General features: G+C 41.0%; 16 protein-coding genes. 11 read left to right on the forward strand and 5 right to left on the reverse strand.

Going from position 1 to position 17,432, the window contains the following annotated elements:
• Window positions 1-14 precede the first annotated feature (14 nt).
• Both MFF31_RS16865 and MFF31_RS16870 read left to right on the forward strand, forming a co-directional pair.
• Window positions 15-953, forward strand: a complete 939-nt coding sequence (locus tag MFF31_RS16865; protein ID WP_238189426.1) for a D-alanine--D-alanine ligase — start codon at window positions 15-17, stop codon at window positions 951-953.
• Window positions 946-2,130, forward strand: a complete 1,185-nt coding sequence (locus tag MFF31_RS16870; protein ID WP_238189428.1) for an aminotransferase class I/II-fold pyridoxal phosphate-dependent enzyme — start codon at window positions 946-948, stop codon at window positions 2,128-2,130. The genes MFF31_RS16865 and MFF31_RS16870 overlap by 8 nt, the downstream gene beginning before the upstream one ends.
• A 60-nt stretch (window positions 2,131-2,190) precedes the next feature.
• Here the strand turns inward: MFF31_RS16870 and MFF31_RS16875 are convergent, their stop codons facing one another.
• The gene (locus MFF31_RS16875; protein ID WP_238189429.1) at window positions 2,191-3,378 is read right to left on the reverse strand and encodes an erythromycin esterase family protein; all 1,188 of its coding nucleotides are present in this window, start codon (window positions 3,376-3,378) and stop codon (window positions 2,191-2,193) included.
• 221 nt (window positions 3,379-3,599) lie between these two features.
• On the opposite strand from MFF31_RS16875, the gene MFF31_RS16880 reads away from it, so the two are divergent.
• The 3 genes from MFF31_RS16880 (at window position 3,600) to MFF31_RS16890 (ending at window position 6,639) form a co-directional block, all read left to right on the forward strand.
• A complete protein-coding gene (locus MFF31_RS16880) occupies window positions 3,600-4,148 on the forward strand; it encodes an RNA polymerase sigma factor (RefSeq protein ID WP_238189431.1) in 549 nt (182 codons plus the stop codon).
• Entirely contained in the window at window positions 4,135-4,944 is an 810-nt protein-coding gene (locus tag MFF31_RS16885) for a hypothetical protein (protein WP_238189433.1), read from the forward strand. The genes MFF31_RS16880 and MFF31_RS16885 overlap by 14 nt, the downstream gene beginning before the upstream one ends.
• 135 nt (window positions 4,945-5,079) lie before the next feature.
• Window positions 5,080-6,639 carry an IS1182 family transposase gene (locus MFF31_RS16890; RefSeq protein ID WP_238187063.1) on the forward strand — a complete coding sequence of 520 codons (1,560 nt, stop codon included), beginning with the start codon at window positions 5,080-5,082 and terminating at the stop codon, window positions 6,637-6,639.
• Window positions 6,640-6,661: 22 nt separating this feature from the next.
• Here MFF31_RS16890 and MFF31_RS16895 read toward each other — a convergent pair whose 3' ends face one another.
• On the reverse strand, window positions 6,662-6,823 hold the full coding sequence (locus MFF31_RS16895; protein ID WP_238189435.1) for a hypothetical protein: 162 nt from the start codon (window positions 6,821-6,823) through the stop codon (window positions 6,662-6,664).
• 292 nt (window positions 6,824-7,115) lie between these two features.
• On the opposite strand from MFF31_RS16895, the gene helD reads away from it, so the two are divergent.
• The gene (gene helD / locus MFF31_RS16900; RefSeq protein WP_238189437.1) at window positions 7,116-9,533 is read left to right on the forward strand and encodes an RNA polymerase recycling motor HelD; all 2,418 of its coding nucleotides are present in this window, start codon (window positions 7,116-7,118) and stop codon (window positions 9,531-9,533) included.
• Between the two features lie 338 nt (window positions 9,534-9,871).
• Here helD and MFF31_RS16905 read toward each other — a convergent pair whose 3' ends face one another.
• A complete protein-coding gene (locus MFF31_RS16905; RefSeq protein ID WP_238189438.1) occupies window positions 9,872-10,246 on the reverse strand; it encodes a DUF3862 domain-containing protein in 375 nt (124 codons plus the stop codon).
• Window positions 10,247-10,945: 699 nt separating this feature from the next.
• Between MFF31_RS16905 and MFF31_RS16910 the strand changes: the two genes are divergently transcribed.
• Window positions 10,946-12,358 (forward strand): carboxypeptidase-like regulatory domain-containing protein, encoded by a 1,413-nt coding sequence (locus tag MFF31_RS16910; RefSeq protein WP_238189440.1) that lies wholly within the window; start codon window positions 10,946-10,948, stop codon window positions 12,356-12,358.
• Between the two features lie 174 nt (window positions 12,359-12,532).
• Here the strand turns inward: MFF31_RS16910 and MFF31_RS16915 are convergent, their stop codons facing one another.
• Entirely contained in the window at window positions 12,533-12,856 is a 324-nt protein-coding gene (locus tag MFF31_RS16915; protein ID WP_248565508.1) for a hypothetical protein, read from the reverse strand.
• A gap of 521 nt (window positions 12,857-13,377) precedes the next feature.
• Here MFF31_RS16915 and MFF31_RS16920 point away from each other — a divergent pair.
• Entirely contained in the window at window positions 13,378-13,902 is a 525-nt protein-coding gene (locus MFF31_RS16920; protein ID WP_238189442.1) for a GNAT family N-acetyltransferase, read from the forward strand.
• Between the two features lie 90 nt (window positions 13,903-13,992).
• Here MFF31_RS16920 and MFF31_RS16925 read toward each other — a convergent pair whose 3' ends face one another.
• Window positions 13,993-16,032: an acyltransferase family protein gene (locus tag MFF31_RS16925; RefSeq protein ID WP_238189444.1), complete on the reverse strand. Its 2,040-nt coding sequence runs from the start codon at window positions 16,030-16,032 to the stop codon at window positions 13,993-13,995.
• A gap of 250 nt (window positions 16,033-16,282) precedes the next feature.
• On the opposite strand from MFF31_RS16925, the gene MFF31_RS16930 reads away from it, so the two are divergent.
• From MFF31_RS16930 to MFF31_RS16940, 3 genes are all read left to right on the forward strand, one after another.
• Window positions 16,283-16,465, forward strand: coding sequence for a hypothetical protein (locus MFF31_RS16930; protein WP_238189446.1), 183 nt, complete (start codon window positions 16,283-16,285; stop codon window positions 16,463-16,465).
• 14 nt (window positions 16,466-16,479) lie between these two features.
• Window positions 16,480-16,749, forward strand: a complete 270-nt coding sequence (locus MFF31_RS16935) for a hypothetical protein (RefSeq protein ID WP_238189447.1) — start codon at window positions 16,480-16,482, stop codon at window positions 16,747-16,749.
• 179 nt (window positions 16,750-16,928) lie between these two features.
• On the forward strand, window positions 16,929-17,411 hold the full coding sequence (locus MFF31_RS16940) for a class I SAM-dependent methyltransferase (protein ID WP_238189449.1): 483 nt from the start codon (window positions 16,929-16,931) through the stop codon (window positions 17,409-17,411).
• The last annotated feature ends 21 nt before the right edge of the window (window positions 17,412-17,432 follow it).

A 17,432-nucleotide genomic window follows, 5' to 3' on the forward strand; every position in this document is an offset into this window, starting at 1 on the left:
AAAGAGGTGGCAGGATGAAAGTTGGCGTCATTATGGGGGGCGTTTCCTCTGAGCGAGAGGTTTCATTACAGACTGGTCAAGAGATAATCAATTATTTGGATCGCAACAGCTATGAGGTGTTTCCAATCATACTCAACCATCGAGCAGACTTAATAGAACAAGTACAGCAGGCTGACATCGATCTCGCGTTATTAGCTCTGCATGGCCAATACGGTGAAGATGGAACGGTGCAGGGAGCACTTGAGACATTAGGCATTCCATATACGGGAAGCGGTGTCTTAGCAAGCAGCTTATGTATGAACAAGCAACTGACCAAAATGCTGCTGAAGGCAGTAGATGTACAAACGCCTGCAGGTCTTTGTTGGCATGGGATGGACGATTATGCTCCGCAAGCAGTGGAACAGTTAGGCTACCCCGTTATTGTGAAACCGAATATGGGAGGGTCCAGTATTGGGGTTCAGCTTGTGCATAATGAGAAGGAACTTTTGCCTGCTGTTCAGGAGGCATACAGCATTGACCAATCTATTCTAATTGAATCTTATATAGAGGGCATGGAGCTTACCTGCTCAATTGTCGATGGCGAGATACTGCCAATTATCGGCATTCGTTCCGTACACTCGGAGTGGTTCGACTATAAAGCAAAATATGAAATCGACGGTGCAGAGGAGAAAGTCATCCAGCTTCCTCCCATTATTGAGCAGCGTGTGCGCGATGCGGCTCTAGCCAGCTACAATACGTTGCAGTGCAAAGTCTATGCAAGAGTCGATATGATGTTGTATCAAGATGTACCTTACGTGCTGGAAGTTAACACCTTGCCAGGAATGACAGCAAACAGTCTGCTACCGAAGAGCGCGGCAGCAGCAGGTATGACTTTTCCACAGTTGCTCGATCGAATTATTGTTAGTTCGCTTTCTGTACGGAAACAAGAATGGGAGATGGTACAATATGTATAGAGAAGACGTTGCAGAACGGTTTTTATCTTCGCGTGTTCGAGAAATACGCCCATCGGGCATTCGCGCTTATTTTGATCTGAATGCAGTAAGCAGAGATACAATTTCCCTCGGAATCGGGGAACCAGATTTTATTACACCAGAAAAGGTACGTGATGCTTGTATTCATGCATTACGAGAAGGTAACACAAAATATACGTCAAATGCCGGTTTGATGGAACTTCGTGAAGAGATCTCAGCCTATTTCTCTAATAGTTTCACACTTTCCTACGATCCCGAGCAGGAAATTATAGTGACGGTCGGGAGCAGTGAAGCTGTAGACCTAGCACTGCGGGCAATAATGAATCCGGGTGATGAGGTGCTACTACCAGCACCCAATTATATTGCTTATGAACCAATTACTCATCTTCATGGTGGTAAAATCGTGGAGGTAACCACTAGCGCAGAGGAACAATTCAAGCTGACCCAACAAGCATTGGAAGCTGCGATTACGCCACAATCAAAGATTTTGATGCTCAATTATCCGTGTAATCCGACCGGAGCAATTATGACAGAGCAGGATTGGCTACCCATTGCAGAGTTCATTATCAAACATAATTTGGTTGTTATTTCAGATGAAGTTTATGCAGAGTTAACTTATGGGAGAAAACATGTTAGTATCGCCTCTTTACCAGGCATGAAGGAGCGTACTATTGTCATTAGTGGCTTTTCGAAAGCATTTGCGATGACAGGCTGGCGGGTAGGTTATGCTTGCGGTCCGCATGAATTGATAGCCGGCATGTTGAAAATCCACCAATACACGACGATGTGCGCACCTACGATTGCACAGATCGCAGCACTCGAATCATTGCGTCATGGTCTGTTAGCGAAGGATGAGATGATGGCAAGCTATAATGAACGACGCAAGCTTTTTGTTAGCGGTTTGAATACAATCGGATTATCTTGTCATGATCCTGAAGGTGCTTTCTACGCTTTTCCCTCGATAGCTTCAACTGGTATGACTTCTGAACAGTTCGCATTCCGTCTACTGAATGAAGCAAAGGTAGCAGTCGTTCCTGGACATGTATTCGGTTCGGGCGGGGAAGGTTTTATTCGCTGCTCATACGCAACCTCGCTGATCGATTTAGAAAAGGTACTTGAGCGAATGGGTAGGTTTATGCAGTTAACGCAGTCGGTTTAATGCACTAAAAAGAGATTCAAACTTCTTTAAGTGGTTTGGATCTCTTATTGCTTGATAGCATTATTTCGTCAATATTTCGGCAGGTGTGATTTCTTGTGTATGAATAATGATGTCGAACCAGTCAGCAAGTACTCCGGTCATATGGAAATCAGCGTCCTTCTCTTTGTCATAATACGGACCGATTACACGCGTCTTTGTTGGAGAGTTGAGCCATGCATAAACAGATTTCGGTTGTTGACTACGTATATCTAGAAAATAGTTTTTCAAATCAACCGCGCCCAGAATTGCTTCGGCGAAGTCTGGAGAAGGGGATGGAATTAGATCTACTCCTGAGCCGTGGTGAAAAGTTAGACCAATAGAGATATAGCCTACCCCAAGATGCTTCCGCAAATGGCTCCCTACACTTTCTCCATTCGCAAGTATATTGTTTGCAGCTGTATGCCCAATGCCACCCCAATAAACAATCTGATTACCAGTATGCTCATGCCAAAGAATCATACTTTTATAAAACTTTTGATCTAAATTAAGCTTGTCACAAGTTTGTTGCTCGTAGAAACACAAGATGAAACGAGCATATTGGAGCACCAGATCGTAGCCCTCTTGAATTGGGAGGCTTGATACTAGCTCATAGGCCAGTTTGGCGTGATGAATAAGTACTTGTTGTATCTCCTTATTCTTAATGTCCGCAGATCGAAGCACGGAATAATGAATATCAATTTCGACTATGCGTTCTAATGCACACAATCGAACATAGTTGGACACAACATCAAAAACTTTTGCGTGCAAATCGCTTGAATACCCTCCAAAAACTTGAATGGCATCGTTGGGATTTTGTTCGTTATATAAGCGCATCCATTGAATGGCAGCAAGAATTTCTTCCGTTTGCAAAGGACCCCATGCATTAAAAAGTATGGTTCTCGGGTTTCCAATTCCTTTACGGAGGTACTCATTAAGCTCGACACCTATCAACCAATGTAACTCCAAAGCGAGGGAACGAAATTCTAATTTCTCAACCATAAATCTCAGAAATCGATGTTTCATAACATACATTTGATGTGCGCTACGGGCGCCACGGGTTGACTCTCCAAAGCCGACAACTTTAGTATCTTGTAACCTATGTATGAATGTAGATAGATCAGTAAATGGGGCTTCCGGATCAATGGTAGAGAGAGGTTGTGCATGATCTTTAATCCACTGAATAACTGTTTCTTCTTCAAATAGAATAGTGTTGTTTTGAACATTACCCATAAGAGACCCTCCTTATTCTTTAATCCTTCTATTACTAGTTTTCTTATGAAGTATTGACTACACCATAATTATAAAGGGACAATACTAACAAACATATTCCATAAATTATGATTATCTTAAAAAACTTCCTCCAAGCTCATTCTTTATAAATGGTAAGCAAAAAACAATATTTACCGAACCATAATGCCTTATGATTTGTCTATTAATTGAGGTGATAGATATTGAGCGAGCAGTATCTAAAGTTTATTACAGAGATGGATTCAGTTTCATTGAATCATCTTATGGATCAATATGGTCAGGATGTATGGAATTACGCTTTTTTTCTGACGAAAAATCGTAATGCAGCTGACGATATTACACAAGACGTATTTATTCAAGTTTATAATCATGTAGATTCTTTTCGAGGAGAAGCTTCGATAAAAACCTGGTTACTCACAATCACACGCAATATGAGTCGTAATTTTCTTCAAACTGCGTTTATTCGTAAAGTCTTACTTGTCGACATTGTAAAATCTATCGGTAGTAGCCGTTCAGCAGAAGAAATGTATATCGAGGAAGAAGCTGCGAATGAAATTTGGAAGAAGATATTTAAGCTTCCGACCAAATATCGTGAAGTGCTTGTGCTTCAAGCTAAATATCAGCTATCCATTGCTGAAATATCTGACATCCTTAAGATCCCACAAGGAACAGTTAAATCGCGATTATCTGATGCACGGAAGAAGATGAAACAATTGTTGACCAAGGAGGAGTTGCTTCATGAATCCATCTAGACCTGATTGGTACGATGATTTGCAAGGTAATCCATTAAAACAAAAGACCTTTACAAATGAGTTGGCTGACAAAATTAGATCACGGACTATTTCAACTGTTCAAGCTCCTCCAAGACTTCGACAAATATACTGGGCTGGAGGTGCAATATTATTGGCAATCGGGCTCGGACTAATATTGTTCTCTCGTGAAACTCACATATCTGATCGTTTAATAACAGTTGCTGGCGTGCCTGTCCCATCTAAAGAGAATTTCATGGTAATACCGGTAATACCAACGGATGCACAGTTATTGGAGTTGATCAAACGAGAGTATGATAACTTAAATCGCCAAATTATTTTTAAAGATATCATTGATGAGACTAGCATGTTGTTATTTACAAATAGAATTGTTTCAGGAAAGTCTAAAAGAATTTGGGAAGTTAGTTACGCAAATTGGAATTCCAATGAACAGGCATGGACTATTGAGAAGAAAGGAGAACTTCCAATTGACTATGTAACCGCTACTGAATATGAAAAAGCACTCGAAGAAGGTGAGGTTTTGCGCTTTAGTGGTGAAAAAATGACTAGTCCAACGGACCCTTCCTCTGACTTACTCTTTGGTCTAGTTAGTGAATCACGCGTATCCTCAGTGAGAATAACGGATCATAACAATGTCCCATATAACGCAATAGTAATACACGATATAAGTGGTTCCTTAAAGCTTTGGTATACCTTCATTCCTAAGACAGAGGGGAACATCAATGTAGAAGCGCTAAATAGAGATGGATTGGTTTTAGATGAGTTTGATATAAAATAAATGATCCGAAGGGGCTGTCCCAAAAGGTCATAAAGTGACCTGAGGGACAGCTTTTTTTGTTCTGAATAAACAAAAAGAAATCGCTTTTTGGTAAAATGGAGGTACCACCCAACCATTCCAAAAGGAGCGATTTCTTTGTACATTCAATATACCATGGACCAACTTACCCTGCCAATGGATTTGGAGGATGACATTCCTCAAAATCACCTCGTGCGTATTGTAAATGCCGCTGTGAACCGACTTAGCGACAGGATCTTTGCCTCCGCATACCCTGGTGGCGGCCGAGATAGCTACCACCCCAAAATGCTCACCAAAGTTATTGTTTATGCCTACACCCAGCGGATCTACTCGTCTCGACAAATCGCTAAAGCGGTCCGTGAAAACGTCATGTTTATGTGGATTGCAGGCAGACAACAGCCGGACTTTCGCACCATCAACCGTTTCCGTTCTGAACGTATGAAGACGGTGCTCGAGACCGTCTTCACCGCCGTTCTACAATTTCTGGCTGAGGAGAAATACGTGCGGCTTGAACATTACTTTGTCGACGGAACCAAGATTGAAGCTAACGCCAATCGCTATACGTTTGTCTGGGGCAAAGCGGTGGTGAAACAGAAGGCGAGGCTGCAGGAGAAAGTCCAGACTTTGTTCGCTACCATTGAAGAATCTGAGCGTCAGGAAGAGCAAGAACATCACGGATGGGATCTTCCTGAACTCGGCGAGTCCACACAGATCACCAGCGAAAAGCTGGAAGAGGCTGTAAAGCAGCTAGAGGAGCAACTACAAGAGAAACCTAAGGACAAGCCATTGAAAAAAACAGTTCGGGCAATCCGCAAAGACCTCCTCCCCCGCTTGCAAAAATACGAAGTACAGCAGGAGATTCTCGGAGATCGTAATAGCTTCAGCAAGACCGATACCGACGCTACTTTCATGCGAATGAAAGAAGATCACATGCGTAATGGCCAGCTCAAACCTGGCTACAATGTACAGATCGGAACGGAAAACCAGTTCATTATCGGCTACAGTTTGCACCAGCGCCCGACAGACACACGTTGCCTCAAGCCCCACTTAGAGAAGGTAAAAGCAACTCTGGGAAATATACCGAAAACAGTTATCGCGGACGCAGGATACGGCGGGGAAGAAAATTACGCTTACTTGGAAAACGAACAACTAGAAACAGTGGTGAAGTACAGCACATACCACAAGGAAAAATCGAAGAAGTGGAAGCAAGATATCAGTAAGTTGGATAACTGGCAGTATGACGAAGCCGAAGACATATGGACGTGCGCTGCTGGGCGTAACCTACTATTTCGCTATGAAAGTAAGGAAACGACAGAAAGCGGATATGAGTTACGGAAGCGCCACTACCGAAGCGAAAACTGCGAAGGCTGTCCGCTCAAAGAGGCTTGTACAAAAGCCAAAGGAAACCGAGAAATCAGCGTGAGCCTGAAGTATCTGCGTTACAAGAAACAAATACGCGAGAAACTCAAGAGCGAGGAAGGGTATGCGCTGTCGGTTCGAAGAATGATCGAACCGGAAAGCGTATTTGGACAACTGAAAAACAACCGGGGATTCCGGCGTTTTCTGCTTCGAGGCCTGCCGAAAGTAAGCCTTGAGGTCGGGTGGCTTTCGCTCGCCCACAATCTGCTCAAGAAGGCGGCAATAGACCAAAAGCCAGAAATGGCGGTGCAGGGATAACCTCCCTAGCACCGCCATTTCCTTATTTTCTCCCATTTTTCATCATGCGAGCTGTTTCATGAAGTAAGTATTTATACTTTTGAGACAGCTCCTTTTTTAAAAAGCGAACGCCATCGTCGGTGAAGTTTTTTTGTTTTACTTTGCAGCCAGAGAATAGTGTGTTCATTTCAGAGCTAGTGGACATGAATAAGATGGCTCCTTAATCAATTCAAGGGCCATCTTATGGGAGCAAACTCCGTGGTGGTTTGTTTTAAACTATCCACAATCCGGGTCAGTTTTCAATGTTACCAGAAATAAGTCAATAAAATAGATTGAACGAAAAATAACGCTATGATATAATCGATAGCGTTATTGACATTTCAATTTGAATGTGTATTCAGTTTTATCCCTATTTTAATTATACATCTGGAATTTTGATTTGTCAATGCGCTTTTTTTGCTCCAAAAAAATGGATGAAGGAGTGTGTTCAGAGAAATATGAATACAAATGATTTGCGACAGGAACAGAAACGATTGGAATGGGTCAGGAACAAACTACAGGCGAGAATCACTGATCTAGAACCTGAGGTTGCTGGGCTAAGCGATCAGGCTACGGACATCCGCAAGCGGTTTTGGGAAGAAGTTACGATAAATACGAGTACGGATGAAGATTTCGAAGAGACCTTCTACACGATTAACCAGCAGTCCGCGGTATTGGCTGAACGTGAACGGGGTCACAAGCTTTTGACGCAACAATGGAATAATATGAATCGTCTACTTCCATCACCTTATTTCGGACGCATCGACTATCAAGAGGATGGCTTGGAAATTAGAGAGCAGATCTACATCGGAGTATCTTCCTTTGTCGACGAAGACGGATTGAACTTTATGATCTATGACTGGCGTACGCCGATCGCAAGTTTGTACTACGACCATTCTCCTGGCAAAGCGTCTTATGATACACCGGGTGGATGCATCGAAGGGACGATGGAGCTCAAGCGGCAATACCAAATTCAGAACGGGCAAATCCTTAATATGTTTGATGCGAGTGAAACGATCGGAGACGAAATTTTACAACAAGTGCTCGGTAAAGGCGCTAACTCGCAAATGAAGAGTATTGTGGCAACCATCCAAAGGGAACAAAACACTATAATCCGTAATGATACAAGTCGGATGCTAATCGTCCAGGGGGCGGCTGGAAGTGGCAAAACTTCCGCAGCATTGCAGCGGGTGGCGTACTTGCTGTACAAATATCGGCAGAAAATCAAAGCTGATCAGATCGTTCTATTCTCTCCGAATCCGATGTTTGCCAGTTACATCTCCACTGTCCTTCCGGAGCTTGGCGAAGAGAATATGCAGCAGACGACCTTTCAAGAATATATTGATTACTGGCTGGGTTCTTCGTTGCAGCCGGAAGATCCTTTTGATCAGATCGAATATGTACTAACTGCGCAAGGGACGCCGGACTATGAAGCTCGGCTTCAGGGGATCGAGTATAAAGCTTCCGAGGTTTTCCTGCAAGCCCTACAATACTATGGAATGTGGCTCGGAAGGGAAGGTATGCGATTCAACGGTATTTGGTTTCGGGATCGCGAATTGGTTACAGCTGAGCAAATGAGAGCGAAGTTTTACGGCTTTGAGTATTCTTTGCCATTGTTTAATCGCGTCGCTCTTTTGCAGGAATGGTTGCTGAAGGAACTATCTTCGCTGGAGCGTAAAGAACGGCAGTCGTCTTGGGCAGAGGAAGAATTGAATTATCTCGACAACGAGGAGTATGCGGAAATATTCGGAATGCTGCATAAAGATAGGGAAGTATTCGATATTGCGGAACAATACGCTGTCGTTCGTGAGAAAAAGAACAATAAGCGTCGTGGGGATGAAGGGGATTATGACTTCGCCCAGAGGGAGGAAGATATGCTCCTCCATAGAATTGTCAAAGAAAGTTTTAAACCACTTAGGAAAAGTGTTAAAAAGTTCTCGTTTGTAGACATCAAAGGCATATATGGGCAATTGTTTGAGGGGGAAGCTGCTTATCGAGAAAAAACGAATGGGGCTTTCATCCCATCATTGTGGCATGAAATTTGCACGCAAACTAAGGAAACTTTGCGTCGGAACGAATTGTTTTATGAGGATGCAACTCCGTATTTGTATGTAAAAGAACTGATCGAAGGTGTCCGGACGAACAAGGAAGTCCGTTATGTATTTGTTGATGAGGGTCAAGATTATTCGGCGTTTCAGTATGAGTATCTAAAGAAGCTATTTCCTCGTGCCCGGATGACTGTGCTTGGCGATTTTGGGCAAGCGATCTATATGCAGTCCACAAGTTTGGACGCAAACGATTCGCCATTGATCCGTCTTTATGGTGAAGCCGAAACAAGTCTTATACGCTTGATTCGCAGTTATCGTTCAACGAGGGAGATTGTTGAATTTACGAAATCGATGCTACCAGGCGGGGAAGAAATTACACCGTTTGAAAGGGGAGGTCTGAAGCCCCTACTTATGAGACTGGATAGTGGGGAGAAACGTGATGTGCAAATGGTAGCTGACATTGCAGCGCTCAGGGCAGAAGGCTTCGATTCCATCGCCGTCATTACGAAGAGTGCAGCTGCAAGCCGTGAAGCTCATAAGTCGCTACAAATTCAAGCTGGAGAAGCTTTGCAGCTCATTACAAAGGAGACGTTGGACTTTAAAAAAGGTGTGATGGTTATTCCCGTTTATCTCGCCAAGGGAGTAGAGTTCGATGCAGTCTTAATCTATGATGCTTCGTCTGAAGCGTATGGTCGGGACAACGAACGTAAGCTTCTTTATACAGCGTGCACGCGAGCCATGCACCGACTACATCTTTACACAACGGCCGAGTGGTCTCCATTTGTGCAGGCGTTGCCTGAGTATTTGTACGAGAAGGCATCATATTGATGAAATTACAACATCAATCAAGCTGGGGTGGCGGTTTTTGACCACATGCCTCGTGACAGCTGTATCGCACCTTCACTCCTTCTGCATAATCTGAAGCAGCAGGAAGAAGACGGAATCGTTGGCAGGGATAATCCGAAACCTACGATGCATTATCACTAATCACGAATCGGTTTCAAGTTGCTCATAATCAAATAGCCTTGGTCGATAGTCGGCCAAGGCTATTTTTTGCTGGTTATATGAATGTACAGTACATATCTAGCGAGCCTAATCCTCGGTTACATACTCCTTTATTTAAAACTTATTACACGACCACAGTCGCAAACAATTCTGAACTTATATCATTCGAGTCCAAACTGTGATTTGGTGTGAAGCGTATCATTAATGAATATGAAAGTGGCGCTAGTGCCGGTGCCTTCTGCTCCTTCATACATAACTCCAATGCCATATGAATCGGTATCTTTGATGCCACTTTCGGTAATAATTTCACCTTCAATGCCAACGATATCAATTACTTCTTGGTACTTCATGCCATTGTTGATTTTGTCATATTGTTCTTTTGTAATTTTCCCCTCACTTGTAGATGCCGAGCTCTCAATAGGTGCTACTGGTGATGGTGCAGCGGAGTTTGTTGATGGCACGGGTTTACTAGGGTTGTTACATGCTACCATAGAGATCATTAGAATAATTGCAAATGCGATACGTGTCGTTTTCATTTTGCCTCCTAATACGTGTAGAAGTAAGTGGGTTTCGATTGCTAGTTTAAAACAACGCCAAAATTCTACTTATGATACGGTAATTAAATCTGTCTTATATATTTTAGTTAAAAACTATTTGATCCGTAAAGTTACTAAAGTATGAAGTTTTTGGGGAGTACAGTGGAAATTGGGAGGATTTTCAGGTCAAAATAAGAATTATTGATGCGTAGCAAGTCAACTAGCTCATGTTTCGATAGACAGACAAACATAGGTCTATTTTTGGGCAAATAGTATTCTAAACTATTTGGAAATAGGGGATATACGATTTTCACGTAAGTTACCTCTCTCATACTAACTATGTTTTAAAAATTCGAATTTCAAGGAAAATATGGGGCCATAGGTCCTACTCAACTACAACAAATTTATTAAACTGTTACGAAGTTTATACCTCCGTTCTTTTCCTTAGGGAGAGGAGAATGGAGGTATTTTTTTGTTGACTAATTTATATTTAATTATCCATTCTGTGACCGTTTGAATCATTTGATTGGATTAATGAAGGAAGTGATTTAGAACCATTTATAAAAAAATATATTTCATCCATTTAGTTATATCCTCATTGAAAATACTCTAATATAAAGTCATGCACCTTAGAAAAGATCCTAGTTTATCTAGGGGAATAGCAGGAATTCCTAAAACCAATTGAGAGGGGATTTCAGAATGAAGAGATTTAGAAAATCGTTTGTAGTTATGCTTAGTATGATGCTTTTGTTTAGTTTTGTAACGATTACGAATGCAGGTCAAGACAATATTAATGAGCTAACACGTTCAGACTCACCCGATGGTCTAGTTACTTCCATACATGCAACTACAGAGCAAATTAATTTCAAAGAATCTGTGCCTTCCTCATTGCAAAAGAAAACCAATTCGCTGCTGAAGATAACTCAAACAGCAACTCCAACAACTGCATCAGATACCTCAACTACATACTCCGGTACAATTTCGCAGGCAGGGACTGCACAATTTTTATACCCTATTAATTTACAACCTGGTCAACTACTGCAGGCTCGTTTAGATGGTCCAGCTTCAGTACTGATTGATTATGACTTATATTTATACGAATTTAATATGAGCACAGGTAACCTGAATCCAACTGAATTAGACTATTCCATATACGGAACTTATTTCAATAATTATGAGCAAGGGGCAGCAACATTGTCCGAGAATGTAGGTACACGAAACGCTATAACTACTCCAAAGGCTTATGCACTCAAGGTGTATGCTAAGACGGGTTCCAGCAGTACCTTGCCATTCTATCTAACGGTAGATATTACTTCCAATTACGATGCATATGAACCGGATGAAAATGCTTTTAAAGCTTATAACTTTGCTTTCAGCACAGGCGGTTCTACCCTTAATACACGTTCCATTCATTCAAGCGTTGACAACGATTGGTATAAAATCACTGTCCCTCAAGTCCGTAATTATGATGCACTAAACATTAAACTTGATAGTACCTCAGCAGGTTATGGGTACAAGGCAGAAGTATATGGCGTTGACACCGGAAATAAATTAGTGCTGCTTCCGCATTCAAATAATAATGTCGCTCTAGGCACTGGTATTTATTATGTCAAAGTATCCACAACAAACCAGTTCTCAACCAGCCACTTGTATAACCTCACAATAAAGCCGGTACTGCGAGCTGGTAGTATTACGATCACTGGCTATAACTCGTCTGCTAATGGACCGAATGACTATCCAAATTATAATCATGCAGGTACGCATTATCGGGTTGATCAAAATAGTAGTTTTACGGTGAAAGGTACTGTTCGAACTACTGATAATTTACCAGTAGCAAATGCACTTGTAAGTATGACTTGGACAAATCCAAACTGGATTGCAAGTACAGGATATCGGACTAGAATAGGGACTGCATATACGGATCAAAATGGAGCCTATAGCATTACGGTTACTTTGCCACCTTCTACTGGAAGTATTTCACAAGCGTTGCCTATGTATTTCACACACTATTTTGATTACACATCTGTTTTGGTTGAAGTGGCTGGGACTCCAGTTACAGCTTCAGATAATGTTTATCACTTTGCCTACAGCTTATATAACGGAGGGTCCTAAATCCTTAGCATGAATAAAGTATAATCGAAGTGTTTAAATGCGTAGCATGAACAAAGTATAATCGAAGTGTTAAGATTTTTATTGCATAGTACAAACAACAAAATCATCGCTTGTTTTAAGCGATGATTTTGTTGTTTCAAAAGCCTAATAACGATAATTTTATTCCAATTTTGATCATTTCATACTTAGGAATGTGCTAGATAATGTGACTAATCTCGAAGGAGGTATTTCGTAGAAAAGTTCAATTTCAGAATTGTAGTGTCTACTACTTAAATCAATAACTTCTTTATCCCAAATTCCGTAATCTTCTAGGTTCGGGCTTCCTGAATCATATGGCTCCATAAGCAGATCATAAGCCCATCGTTCAGATGGCCATAAGACGTGAGGTAGATTAGTTTCAGTAGAGTTACCTCCCCAGCCAACAACTGTTGCATCATTTAAAGGCCATTTTAAAGTTACAGAAGGTTGAGTGTTCGAAATGGAACTAGGATAGGCCAATGGAGTAATCTTTAAAATGAAGAGAATATGTAATGTAAGCAAGATAGAAACAGTTATTTGTATTATTCTTTTAGTGATGTTTTTCTTCTTTATGATCATAATGACAACGAGAAGGATATTGATACCTAAGCACCGCAATACCAACGAAAGGAATAACGAAATTTATTAAAAACCATGCATATGCTCCCAATAAACCTTGTATCGAGAATACACATACCCATAAATATAAAGTAGTAATAATCAACGAGGTACTGAGATAACCGAAATTTTTATCGCATTATTCATTTCGTCGCCTCACTGTTAAGAAACTAACAAGAAAATATAGTTTACATTAATTTACATAGAAATACAAAATGAAAAACGGTTAAAGACTTCTATAATCGTTTTACACCATACATATGGGGTCAATTAATGTAAAATGTTACTAGTAGATACTATTAGATGATAGCTCATGTTATCCATGGAGATAACGCTCCCGTAATATCTCAGTCTGATATCAAAAGTTGTAATTGGAGGCTAGTATGTACTTAAAATCGGAAAGATTAACGATCCGTAAAATTCAATCAACAGATTGGCAAGCTGTTTTTGACTATACTTCTGACAATACTGTTATGGAATATTTACCGGAAGGAATATTTACAGAAGAAATGGCAAAAGATTTTGTGAATAAAAACAGTGGTGAAAATGCTGAGAATTTCGCAGTTATTCTTAATGAAGAAAATATATTAATTGGTCATATGGTTTTTCATTCGTGGTACGGTGAGATCGCTTATGAAATTGGTTGGGTATTTCATCCTGAGTACCACAATAAAGGTTTTGCGACGGAAGCTACACGTACAATAGTTAAGTACGCTTTTGAAGTATTGGATATCCACCGCATAATTGCTACTTGTCAGCCACAAAATATTGCTTCTTATCGCATTATGGAGAAGGTTGGGATGAGAAGAGAGGCTCATTTTAAGAAGTGTATACCTGCCAATTTTAAGAGAGGTACAGAATGGTGGGACGAATATCATTACGCTATCCTAAAGGAAGAATGGCAATAATATTATGCACTTACCTATATGCTTAAATTAAAGAAAGTGCTCAATCGGTATTAACACCATTGAAACACTCTTTTTGAGAAAATACTGCGTTTATTCGGTTAGCGCATCTACGATCAACTTCGCATAAAGCTCTGCGCCTTGCTTCTTCAAGTGCACGCCATCAGAAGCGAAAATATCATTTTTTCCTTTGCTTGCACTATGCCAATCTATAACAGTAACGTTTGTTGTTTTATTTGCTGTTGCGGCAAGCATTTTGTTAACGGAATCCTGCCATTTACGAGGCACGCGAGAATTGATGAATACAATTTTTCTCTCTGTACCAAGTGCATTTAGCAGTTCATTCATCTGCTTAGTTGTAAAAGCTCCGTTAGTTCCGAGCTGAATAACTACGGTATCTCCGAGCTTATTGCTTTCTTTTAACGCCCTTACTATTTTGGCTGCCGCTCCAAACTGTCGTCCTATTTTCCCATCGATGTATATGCCTGAAAGCTGCTTCTCCAAGTAGGGGGCTGCATCCAAAAGAACAGAATCGCCAATAGCGGTAATGCTATTTTTTTCAATGGGAGTGACGGGTTTCTTTTTAGGAACAATTTTGGAAGCTCCATTGCTATTGGAATTATTGCCAGTTGGTTTTTTAGTTTCCTTTGGTAAAGGTGTAGGTTTAACTACTGGTTTATCTGTTGTTTTATCTGTTGTTTTATCTATTGTTGTATCTATTGTTGTATCAATTGGCTTATCTATTGGTTTAACTACTGGCTTATCCACCGGTTTATCAGGTACGTTAGGTTTTACATTAATTACGTTATCTTTTGTTTCAACCTTATTCGGTGTGTCATCAGTAGTTTGGTTTGTAGAATCCTTTATTTTGTCTGGTGCGACAACAGTTGTTCCGCTGTTCTTATCATCATTAGTTGCGGATTGTAAACTTGCACTACTCGTGCAGGATACACTGGTAAAAATAAGTACGAGCATGATTGCTAAAGTGGTTGTTTTTGTTAGAGTAAATGGCTGTTTCGACTTTTGTTTAATGAAGGCATACATGTTGCCCAAAGCACCACGTCGTACAGGTTCCTCTATAAAGTGCCAAGATAACTCAGCAAGGACAAAAGTAAGCACAATTTGCATAAGCGCACGTGCAAGATTGAACTCTGCGCCTTCAGCAGTTGGAGTGGTCATCACGATAATCGGGTAATGGTACAAATAAATGCCATAAGAGCGAACACCAATCCAAGTTAGAGCTTTATTCCCAATAATGTGAGCGAGTTTACTGGCAGGGTGCGCAAGAGCAGCCACCACAGTAGCAGTAGCAAGAGAAAGAACTACCATACCTCCGCGATAAAGAAAGGAATCATACTCACCAGTTCTATTAATCATAAGCAAAATAACGATGAAGCCGAATATGCCCATCCCATCTAAAAGACGGCGATTGCGTAAAGTAATCGTGTTCGTTAGCTTCCAGCTCGGCCAGACGACAGCAAGTGCTGCACCAATAAGTAGGCCGAATGCTCTAGTATCTGTCCCGTAGTAAACACGGCTTGGATCTGCGCCAGGCTCATAAAGAAGCGCCATTGCTCCCGCGGATATAAATGCTGCCGCAAGTATCCATATAGCTAGACTGCCGCGTTTTGGTAAGAAGCGGATGGCAATTAACAGAATGAACGGCCAAATGAGATAAAACTGTTCTTCCACTGCAAGCGACCACAAATGACCGAATGGAGAAGCAGGACCAAAGCTTTCGAAATAAGAAACCTCATGAAAAATGAGCCACCAATTGTTTATATAGAGCAATGCCGAACCGATATCACCTTTCAGAGATAGAAGTCGATTTGGATCAGTTATGAATAACCATAATGAAACGACTGCGATCATTAGGAACATGGCTGGCAGGAGCCTTCGAGTACGTCGAATGAAAAATGTTTTGAGGTCCAACGTTTTATTTTGACTTAGCTGCTTAAGTAATATGTCTGTGATGAGATATCCAGAGTGCACAAAAAACATAGTAACCCCAAGCAGACCCCCCGGCACCACTTGTACGTTTAAATGATAGGCAATTACAGCAAGTACGGCAATGGCTCTTAAACCATCGAGTCCAGGCATGTATCGTCCGTTGTTGCCGATTGGTTTAGGCATGTCGATATCCCCCTGCACGTAATTGTACGGGAAAAATACCAGCTTGAGTGTTGTGAAAAAAACTGCGGGAAATGCGATGTTTGAAACAAATGTCGATGGAGAAAATGTTATTCAGCCCCTCTGGATGATAAATCGTTGTAAAAATAATTATAGGGCGGAAGTAATGAAAATTCGTAACAGTACAGTTACAAAGAAGTATCAAACTAGTAACAGTATTTTTGATGCAACATTAAGCTAAATAGTAGGCTCGTTGAATAAACCGAAATCTTTCTGGGATGCGTTCGTACTGAAAGATGGCGAATCGCTTGTCGACGAGTTACCGCCTCCGACAAGGGCAGGTTTCGAGCAACTCAGAGCCAGTTCGAATGATGATACGATCATGCTTCCGTTTCCACTGTTTCGGGACTTGTTTGTCAATAAGGCTACACTATAGAGGAAGCAAAATGGATGTATAAAAGCGTCTTTCCGGAACCAGCTAGACCGCTATTCGAGAAGCTGGATCTTAAAGAGTTCTATAAGTTATCTTTACCTAAAGGTTATGTCTATTTTCTCCAAGACAATGCATTGCCACAAGGAGAGGGCTTCGGCTGGAACCCACATATGTCTACACGGCTCGGGCAATTCCGCCTTATTGTCGGCGATGGGGATCACTTTACGGATACTCGTACAAGGCCGGGCATGGTGGCGCAGAAAATTTACGAAGCTGGTCGGGATTAGAAGATGCTACTTCATATTTCCATATAAAAGATCTAACTGATATAATTGATCAATTATATTGAAAAGAGGCGGTTTACATGAAAAGTATTACAGAATTGTTGCGGGCAAACCAACTGCGGGGAAAAGTACATAACTAGCCCAATAAACTGCGGCTTCCCTTATTTGATAGGGGTATTTATTTGAAAAATCCTTTTTTATCTATTAATAATCCACAGCCATATGGTGTTGGTTCTTACGAAATGGCGTTTCCATTAATAAATCCTCTTAAATTAATATCGGGTATGCGAGTGTTGGAGATAGGCTCTGGTTCTAGTCAAGTAGCGGCTTTTTCAGATGAATCGTTCGATTCTGTTTTTGCGATTGGTTCTTTTTTTATGATTGATGAAAGAGAAAAAGCATTAAAAGAAATGATAAGGGTCACCCGTAAAGGGGGGCATATAGGGATTGCTGAGCCTATGTGTACTACGAATCCTATTCCATCTGAATTAGAAAAGCATGAAATCTTTACCTCATATAATAAATGGTTGCAATCACTTCATTATAATAGTAATTTATTTCGGAATAATAGCTTAACAGTTACTGAGGAGTACTACTTTCCGGAAGCTTATCATTGGGCAATCGATAATTTCAATATTATGATGGTGAAAAGGACTTTATATTAGATGATAATGGTCGTTGGTTAT

Source organism: Paenibacillus sp. L3-i20 (genome assembly GCF_022180385.2).
Taxonomy (GTDB): domain Bacteria; phylum Bacillota; class Bacilli; order Paenibacillales; family Paenibacillaceae; genus Pristimantibacillus.

What these genes read in the sequence shown, in the direction of transcription:
- MFF31_RS16920 (WP_238189442.1), top strand. Translation starts at nt 13,378, where the DNA reads ATGTACTTAAAATCGGAAAGATTAACGATCCGTAAAATTCAATCAACA.
- MFF31_RS16885 (WP_238189433.1), top strand. Translation starts at nt 4,135, where the DNA reads ATGAATCCATCTAGACCTGATTGGTACGATGATTTGCAAGGTAATCCA.
- helD (WP_238189437.1), top strand. Translation starts at nt 7,116, where the DNA reads ATGAATACAAATGATTTGCGACAGGAACAGAAACGATTGGAATGGGTC.
- MFF31_RS16875 (WP_238189429.1), bottom strand. Translation starts at nt 3,378, where the DNA reads ATGGGTAATGTTCAAAACAACACTATTCTATTTGAAGAAGAAACAGTT.
- MFF31_RS16935 (WP_238189447.1), top strand. Translation starts at nt 16,480, where the DNA reads ATGTATAAAAGCGTCTTTCCGGAACCAGCTAGACCGCTATTCGAGAAG.
- MFF31_RS16865 (WP_238189426.1), top strand. Translation starts at nt 15, where the DNA reads ATGAAAGTTGGCGTCATTATGGGGGGCGTTTCCTCTGAGCGAGAGGTT.
- MFF31_RS16870 (WP_238189428.1), top strand. Translation starts at nt 946, where the DNA reads ATGTATAGAGAAGACGTTGCAGAACGGTTTTTATCTTCGCGTGTTCGA.
- MFF31_RS16925 (WP_238189444.1), bottom strand. Translation starts at nt 16,032, where the DNA reads ATGCCTAAACCAATCGGCAACAACGGACGATACATGCCTGGACTCGAT.
- MFF31_RS16905 (WP_238189438.1), bottom strand. Translation starts at nt 10,246, where the DNA reads ATGAAAACGACACGTATCGCATTTGCAATTATTCTAATGATCTCTATG.
- MFF31_RS16910 (WP_238189440.1), top strand. Translation starts at nt 10,946, where the DNA reads ATGAAGAGATTTAGAAAATCGTTTGTAGTTATGCTTAGTATGATGCTT.
- MFF31_RS16895 (WP_238189435.1), bottom strand. Translation starts at nt 6,823, where the DNA reads ATGTCCACTAGCTCTGAAATGAACACACTATTCTCTGGCTGCAAAGTA.